Here is a 7059-nt window from a genome sequence, read left to right as displayed (position 1 = left end):
GACTCGCCGAGCGAGACATTACCCGAGGGCGGTAAAAAAGAAGCCGCAACGTTACACGTTACGGCTACCTTCAAAAGCTTAACTGAAAAGCATTAGGCCTGTGCCGGGTTTTTTTATGGCGAGCGTCCTGCCCGCCACCCTACGGGCAACCGTTAGATATTACTTGCTACGGCGCTCGCGTACCGCAGATGCCAGCTGACGCAGCAGGGATTCTGTATCTTCCCAGCCAATGCAGGCATCGGTCACGCTACGGCCATAGACCAGCGGCTCACCGCTTTCCAGATTCTGGTTGCCTTCGACCAGATGGCTTTCCACCATCACGCCCATAATCGCCTTTTCACCCTGTGCGATCTGCCCGCAGACGTCAGTGCAGACATCCATCTGCTTTTTGAACTGCTTGCTGCTGTTCGCATGGCTGAAATCGATCATGACCTGCGGTGTCAGGCCCGCTTTTTCCAGACCAATTTTCACGTCTTTCACGTGCTCAGCGCTGTAGTTCGGCGTTTTGCCGCCGCGCAGAATAATGTGGCAATCGTTGTTACCGCTGGTATTCACGATAGCCGAATGGCCCCATTTGGTGACAGACAGGAAGCAATGTGGCGCGCTGGCGGCGTTGATCGCATCAATCGCGACCTTGATCGTGCCGTCGGTACCGTTTTTAAAGCCGACAGGGCATGACAGGCCGGAGGCCAGTTCACGGTGTACCTGAGATTCTGTCGTACGTGCGCCGATAGCGCCCCAACTCATCAGATCCGCCATGTATTGCGGGGTGATCATGTCCAGAAACTCACCCGCAGCCGGTAAACCGATGTCGTTAATTTCCAGCAGCAGTTGGCGTGCAATGCGCAGGCCGTCATTAATCTGGAAACTATTGTCCATGTGCGGATCGTTGATTAGCCCTTTCCAGCCAATCGTGGTGCGTGGTTTTTCAAAATAAACCCGCATAACCACTTCCAGATCGTCGCTCAGCTCGTTACGCAGCGTCAGCAGACGCGCGGCATACTCTTTTGCTGCTTTCGTGTCGTGAATCGAGCAAGGACCAATTACCACCAACAGGCGGTCATCATTGCCGTTAAGAATTTTATGAATGGCAGTACGCGCGAACGATACCGTTTCCGCGGCCTTCTCCGTGGCTGGAAACTTTTCTAGCAAAGCAACCGGCGGCAAAAGTTCATTAATTTCTTTAATTCTTAAATCATCATTTTGGTAATTCATAAATAAATCCATCGGTTCCGAAACGGTATGTTAACCCCATCCAATACGCGCCATCCCGCCTGTACGGGTCGCCTGAGAAACGGGATGTTTCATATTGAAGATTGATTATTATATGTCAAGCTGGTGTTGTCAGGGCGCTGAAATCAGCGGGATTTACGCGATCAAATGCTCTCAGATACCGCATCCGTCCTATTTTCACCAGAAAATAGCGCAACTGACAGGTCGGTGAACCGCAGAATAGGCTTTCTCTGTGGGTTTCAGTAAAGTGGAATAAAATCGCAATTCAGGGTGATCTATGGCACATAACCACAGCCACACAGAATCAGGTAACAGTAAACGTCTGCTGGCCGCGTTTATCATTACCGCCACGTTTATGGTGGCAGAAGTCATTGGCGGCCTGCTGTCCGGCTCCCTCGCCTTGCTGGCGGATGCTGGCCATATGTTGACGGACGCCGCCGCGCTGTTTGTCGCGCTTGTTGCCGTACGTTTCGCACAGCGTAAGCCCAATGCTCGCCATACCTTTGGCTATTTGCGGCTCACTACCCTCGCCGCCTTTGTGAACGCGCTGACGCTGATGCTGATTACCGCCTTCATCTTCTGGGAAGCCATCCAGCGCTTCTATGATCCCCAGCCCGTTGCGGGCGTCCCTATGCTGCTTGTCGCCGTTGCCGGATTGGTGGCAAATATCGTGGCATTTTGGCTGTTACACCACGGCAGCGAAGAGAAAAATATTAACGTCCGCGCAGCGGCCCTGCATGTGCTGGGCGATCTGCTCGGATCCGTTGGCGCGATTGCCGCCGCCATTATCATTCTTTATACCAACTGGACACCTATCGACCCGATTCTCTCTATTTTGGTGTCGTGTCTGGTGCTGCGCAGTGCATGGGCGCTATTGAAAGAGAGCATTCACGAGTTGTTGGAAGGTACGCCGACCCAGCTCAGCGTTGAGGTTCTACAGAAAGATCTGACGCTGAATATTCCCGAGGTCAGGAACATTCACCATGTTCATTTATGGCAGGTGGGCGAGAAACCGATGATGACGCTGCATGCACAGGTGGTTCCGCCTCACGATCACGATGCGCTGTTAAGACGTATTCAGGAATATTTACTGAAGCATTACCAGATTGAACACGCGACGGTTCAGATGGAATATCAACGCTGTGATGATGACCACTGCGCTTTCCACCATCAGGAAAGCCATCATCATGAAAGCCATGATGCAGACGGCCACCACCACAAGCATTAAATTTGGATTACGCGCCGTGTGAAACCGCGCTGACGCGGTTTTCCTGTGCGCTCTTAATCCACAGCCAGGAGCCGTTCAGGGCAATCAGCGTCAGGATCGCGTATTCTACCGCCATCGCATACACGCCCTGATAAGCAAAAATCACCACGCTTATCACATCAATCACCACCCACAGCAGCCAGTTCTCGACGTATTTACGCGTCATCAGGATCATCGCCACAATCGACAGTACCATCATGGTGGAATCCCAGAATGGGAACGCATCCGGCTGAAGGTTCGGCATCTGCACAGACAACCCAAGCCCCTGCATACCGGAAACGGCAATGCGCGTCAGCACAGCAAACACCGCGTCAATGTAGAACGTCATCAAGCCAATCGCGACAACGCACGCCACCGACCAGCCAATCAGTTTTTGCACCGGTAGCCAGCGGATGCGCAACTCCACTTCCTGCGAATCTGTCTTACGCGTCCAGGCATACCAGCCATAAATGTTGGCGGCAAAAAAGAAGATTTGCAGCAACAGGCTGGCGTAAAGCTGAATCTGGAAAAAGATCACAGCAAATAGCGTGACGTTAATCAACCCAAACAGATAGTTGATGGTTTTTTCCTGGCTCGCAAACCAGATACACAGCAGGCCAAACAGCGTGCCAATCGCCTCAATCCAGGAAAGATCGTATCCCCCTTCCCCCAAAGGGATATGAATTAAAATATTGCTGGTACTCAAAAAATCCATCTCATCACCCTGTCTCAATTATTGTAAAAAAATCTCTATCAAGATGCCCAAGATCTCCGTCAGGCATTCCCTTTCACTCGTAATTGCAGTGAAGCCGCAAAATCCAGCATGCGATTCAGAGGGATTAATGCGCCTTCTCGCAGGGCTGCATCAACATGAATCTCATGAGCGCCACCGCCTTGCTCCAGACCGTTAGCAATCGCCTCCAGCCCATTCATCGCCATCCACGGACAGTGGGCGCAGCTGCGGCAGGTTGCCCCTTCGCCAGCTGTCGGCGCTTCCAGCAATGTTTTCTCTGGGCAGGCCTGCTGCATCTTGTAGAAAATGCCGCGATCGGTCGCCACAATCAGTTCGCGCTGTGGCAGCGTTTTCGCCGCCTGAATCAGTTGGCTGGTTGACCCAACGGCGTCAGCCATCTCTACCACACTCTGTGGCGATTCTGGATGGACCAAAATTGCCGCGTCGGGGTACAGCATCTTCATGCGCTGCAGCGCCTGCGTTTTAAATTCGTCATGCACAATGCACGCACCCTGCCAACACAGTACATCCGCCCCTGTCTGCTTTTGTACATAGCTTCCCAGATGACGGTCCGGTGCCCAGATAATTTTTTCTCCCAGGCTATCCAGATGTTCGATCAACTCCACCGCGATGCTGGATGTGACCACCCAGTCAGCACGCGCTTTCACTGCTGCAGAGGTGTTGGCATACACCACCACCGTTCGGTCCGGGTGCGCATCGCAAAAACGGCTGAACTCATCGACGGGACAACCGAGATCGAGCGAGCACTCTGCTTCCAGCGTGGGCATCAGAATCGTCTTTTCCGGGTTGAGTATCTTGGCGGTCTCTCCCATAAAGCGGACCCCAGCCACCAGCAGCGTTGATGCCGAATGGGTGCTGCCGAAGCGTGCCATTTCCAGCGAGTCCGCTACACAGCCGCCAGTTTCTTCCGCCAGCGCCTGAATTTCAGGATCGGTATAATAGTGCGCGACCATGACGGCATTTCTTTCCCGCAGCAGCGTTTTTATCCTGTTACGATAGTGCTGTTTTGCATCAGCCGATAAGGGTCTGGGCTTCGGCGGAAAGGGATAAATGGTCTCATTGCTATCAAAAAGGATACTCATTATAAATTTCCACGATGACAACTCGGGTTGTAACACCTGATACTAATGAATGATCAGCATCGACGTTTTTTATCCTAAACAAAATACCGAAAACCCGCCCTAAAGTCGCGGTGTTTTTTCCATATGACCCGCCATTCTGTTTAATATGCTTAAAATGGTGAGGTGAAATGCGTAAGTGGCATGACTTGTAGAAAGTAGAAAAGAGACAAGGAGAGAAATGGCATGGCCAGCCTCTATATCAGACTATATCGCGATACCCTGACCGTCAGAAACGTGGACACGAAACAAGAGGTGACAGAGCAATCAGAAACGCCTTTTACCACCACGCGCTTACTGCTCGGGCAGATGATCCCGGCAATGAAGCTATTGGATCGACTCGCGCGCAAGGTAGCCCCCAAACGACTGCTCGATCTGTTCTCGTCACACAAGGTCATCATCCATGCCATGGAGATGAATGAAGGCGGACACAGCCAGGTCGAGTTTGCCAGCTACATAGAGCTAGCCAAGAGCATCAGCCCACAAGGAAAGCATATTTATGTCTGTAGCAAAAATGTGCCGCTTACCGACCAGGAAGTGATACAAATTTTTAGCGGCGACATGCCTTCGATTGTCAGCCGCTAATCAGACGTTGCGCTTTAGGCGAAAAAGCGGTGCCAGTACAGAGAGATAGGAATAACCAGAACCAACGCAGGTAGGAAGTTCACCACCGCAAATGATTTGATCTGCGCGATCCGTAGCCCTACCGCAATCATGATAATCCCGCCACAGGCAGAAAAATCGCCCATCGTGATATCTGTCATAAAGGGCATAATCAATTTGGCGGAGAAGAACAACAGCGTCTGGACAATAACTTGCGGTATCGCAATCGACATCACGGCAAGGCCAAGCGTGATGGAGAAAATCAGCGCGGTGAAAATATCCAAAGCAGATTTGATGATCAACAGTTGATAATCACCAGTTAGCCCTTCCGTTAACGCTCCAACCACGCCGGTTCCGCTGGCACAAAACAGGACGATTAACGCGGTAAAATTCTGAGTGTAGACATCCTGCGGCAAGCGGTGCTCTTGTGCAGGCAGCACGCGGTTTAATCCTTTCTGAATCATCGTACCAGCCCACTGCACGCCGGACTCCATGCGTAACAGCTCACCTAACGCCACACCAATCACAATAGCCAGCGCCACCGCAGGCAGTTGCTGGACTTTCACAACCAGCGTCACCCCCATTGCAATCGACACCATCGCAAATGCTGGCGGAAGGCCATCCTGCAAACGCTGAGGGATAAAACGACGCAAAGCGATACCCAGACCACTACCAATCAAGATAGCGGCACCATTAATCAACGGACCAATCATATATCTTCCTAAACAGGGCTACACGCGCTTCCCTGTGGCAATGACTCCATCCCTGCTCGATAGGATTAGAAAACAGTTCCTGACGGGTTATATAGTCCATAGAGAGGGGCAAAAACCTAATATACCGCAAAGTCTTAATGAGTAGGGAATGATGATGGGCTTTATCTCACCGATGCGACATGTGCGATATATGATTTAAAATGAATTTATTCGAGGAAGAAAATCTACTGCCGAAGTGGTGGGTCGTGCAGGATTCGAACCTGCGACCAATTGATTAAAAGTCAACTGCTCTACCGACTGAGCTAACGACCCGCAATGCGGAACTACTTTGATACTTAATGCTGTTATAACTATGCTTGAAATTGGTGGGTCGTGCAGGATTCGAACCTGCGACCAATTGATTAAAAGTCAACTGCTCTACCGACTGAGCTAACGACCCAATTTCATGCTGCTTTAGCGTTTTGCTATTTGCCTTGGCAACGGCGGCACATATTACTGATTTAAATTTTCGGCGCAACCTATTTTCTTAAATAACTTTTTGATTGCTTACTCTTAAGACGTTTAGGCACAAAAATCGCTCATGATGCGCAATTTTTGTGCCAATTAAGACGGGGTTACGATGCAGATAAACGTTTTTGAGCCTGCTTTGCACTTTCCGTATTGGGGTACATTTTTACAACTTGCTGGTAAACGGCCTTGGCTTTATCAACCTGACCTTTTTCCTGCATGATCACCCCAACCTTCAGCAACGCCTCGGAACTTTTTGGTGACTTGGGATAATTTTTGACTACATTGGCGAAATAGTACGCCGCATCGTCCTTTTTCCCCTTGTTGTAATTCAACTGACCAAGCCAATAGTTAGCATTAGGCTGATAGGTTGAATCTGGGTACTTTTTGACGAATGCCTGAAATGCGCTGATCGCCTGATCGTACTGTTTTTTCTCCAGCACGAGCGCGACTGCGGCATTGTAATCCGTATTCGCATCACCCGTACTGGCCGGTGCCGCCGTATTGGCTGCACCGGTATCAGTACCCGCAGCAGCGGCAGGTGCACCGTCTGTCGTCGGTGTAGAAGATGATTGCGAACTTAATCCATCAATCTGCTGATAGATCTGTTTCTGCCGTTCAACAACCTGATTCAACTGATACTGACTTTCCTGAATCTGCCCACGGAGGCTGTCAATATCACGCTGATTATCAGAGAGCTGCTGTTGAAGTTGGGTTAAAAGCTGACTGTGAGCGTTAGAAATACGCTCCAATTGAGTGACGCGGTCTTCGACCGAGCCTGAGCCGACATTACTGATTGGCGCTTGGGCAGTAGCGGCCCAAGGGACCGCTACGCCAACCAGTAACGACAGACCCAACAGGTGACGTCTGAAGTTACTGCTCATG

The 7059-nt window shown here is 50.8% G+C and carries 7 protein-coding genes and 2 tRNA genes; 2 read left to right on the top strand and 7 right to left on the bottom strand.

Annotated elements, in window-relative coordinates; all coding sequences use genetic code 11:
• Nucleotides 1-159: 159 nt before the first annotated feature.
• Nucleotides 160-1215 carry a 3-deoxy-7-phosphoheptulonate synthase AroG gene (gene aroG / locus BUB06_RS09650; protein ID WP_010302704.1) on the bottom strand — a complete coding sequence of 352 codons (1056 nt, stop codon included), beginning with the start codon at nt 1213-1215 and terminating at the stop codon, nt 160-162.
• Nucleotides 1216-1510: 295 nt separating this feature from the next.
• On the opposite strand from aroG, the gene zitB reads away from it, so the two are divergent.
• Nucleotides 1511-2461: a CDF family zinc transporter ZitB gene (gene zitB / locus BUB06_RS09645; protein ID WP_039472592.1), complete on the top strand. Its 951-nt coding sequence runs from the start codon at nt 1511-1513 to the stop codon at nt 2459-2461.
• Nucleotides 2462-2468: 7 nt separating this feature from the next.
• On the opposite strand, the gene pnuC is transcribed toward zitB, so the two are convergent.
• Nucleotides 2469-3194, bottom strand: coding sequence for a nicotinamide riboside transporter PnuC (gene pnuC, locus BUB06_RS09640; RefSeq protein WP_039472591.1), 726 nt, complete (start codon nt 3192-3194; stop codon nt 2469-2471).
• Nucleotides 3195-3253: 59 nt separating this feature from the next.
• Complete coding sequence (gene nadA / locus BUB06_RS09635) at nt 3254-4315, bottom strand: quinolinate synthase NadA (RefSeq protein ID WP_039472589.1); 1062 nt, start codon at nt 4313-4315, stop codon at nt 3254-3256.
• 222 nt (nt 4316-4537) lie between these two features.
• On the opposite strand from nadA, the gene BUB06_RS09630 reads away from it, so the two are divergent.
• Nucleotides 4538-4936, top strand: a complete 399-nt coding sequence (locus tag BUB06_RS09630; protein ID WP_039472587.1) for a YjaA family stress response protein — start codon at nt 4538-4540, stop codon at nt 4934-4936.
• Nucleotides 4937-4950: 14 nt separating this feature from the next.
• Here the strand turns inward: BUB06_RS09630 and BUB06_RS09625 are convergent, their stop codons facing one another.
• The 4 genes from BUB06_RS09625 to cpoB all read right to left on the bottom strand — a co-directional run bounded on the left by BUB06_RS09625 (nt 4951) and on the right by cpoB (nt 7058).
• Nucleotides 4951-5667 carry a DUF554 domain-containing protein gene (locus BUB06_RS09625; RefSeq protein ID WP_039472585.1) on the bottom strand — a complete coding sequence of 239 codons (717 nt, stop codon included), beginning with the start codon at nt 5665-5667 and terminating at the stop codon, nt 4951-4953.
• A 236-nt stretch (nt 5668-5903) separates the two neighbouring features.
• A tRNA-Lys gene (locus tag BUB06_RS09620) sits at nt 5904-5979 on the bottom strand.
• Between the two features lie 51 nt (nt 5980-6030).
• Nucleotides 6031-6106 (bottom strand) — tRNA-Lys (locus tag BUB06_RS09615).
• 175 nt (nt 6107-6281) lie between these two features.
• On the bottom strand, nt 6282-7058 hold the full coding sequence (gene cpoB / locus BUB06_RS09610) for a cell division protein CpoB (protein ID WP_039472583.1): 777 nt from the start codon (nt 7056-7058) through the stop codon (nt 6282-6284).
• Nucleotide 7059: the final 1 nt, after the last annotated feature.

The sequence above is a fragment of the Pectobacterium carotovorum genome, from assembly GCF_900129615.1.
In the GTDB taxonomy this organism is placed as follows: domain Bacteria; phylum Pseudomonadota; class Gammaproteobacteria; order Enterobacterales; family Enterobacteriaceae; genus Pectobacterium; species Pectobacterium carotovorum.
Note: the sequence above shows the minus strand (reverse complement) of the source record. Positions and strands in the feature narration are given on the sequence as shown.

Coding starts and splice junctions, on each gene's coding strand:
- nadA (WP_039472589.1), bottom strand. CDS start 4,315: ATGAGTATCCTTTTTGATAGCAATGAGACCATTTATCCCTTTCCGCCG.
- cpoB (WP_039472583.1), bottom strand. CDS start 7,058: ATGAGCAGTAACTTCAGACGTCACCTGTTGGGTCTGTCGTTACTGGTT.
- zitB (WP_039472592.1), top strand. CDS start 1,511: ATGGCACATAACCACAGCCACACAGAATCAGGTAACAGTAAACGTCTG.
- BUB06_RS09625 (WP_039472585.1), bottom strand. CDS start 5,667: ATGATTGGTCCGTTGATTAATGGTGCCGCTATCTTGATTGGTAGTGGT.
- aroG (WP_010302704.1), bottom strand. CDS start 1,215: ATGAATTACCAAAATGATGATTTAAGAATTAAAGAAATTAATGAACTT.
- BUB06_RS09630 (WP_039472587.1), top strand. CDS start 4,538: ATGGCCAGCCTCTATATCAGACTATATCGCGATACCCTGACCGTCAGA.
- pnuC (WP_039472591.1), bottom strand. CDS start 3,194: ATGGATTTTTTGAGTACCAGCAATATTTTAATTCATATCCCTTTGGGG.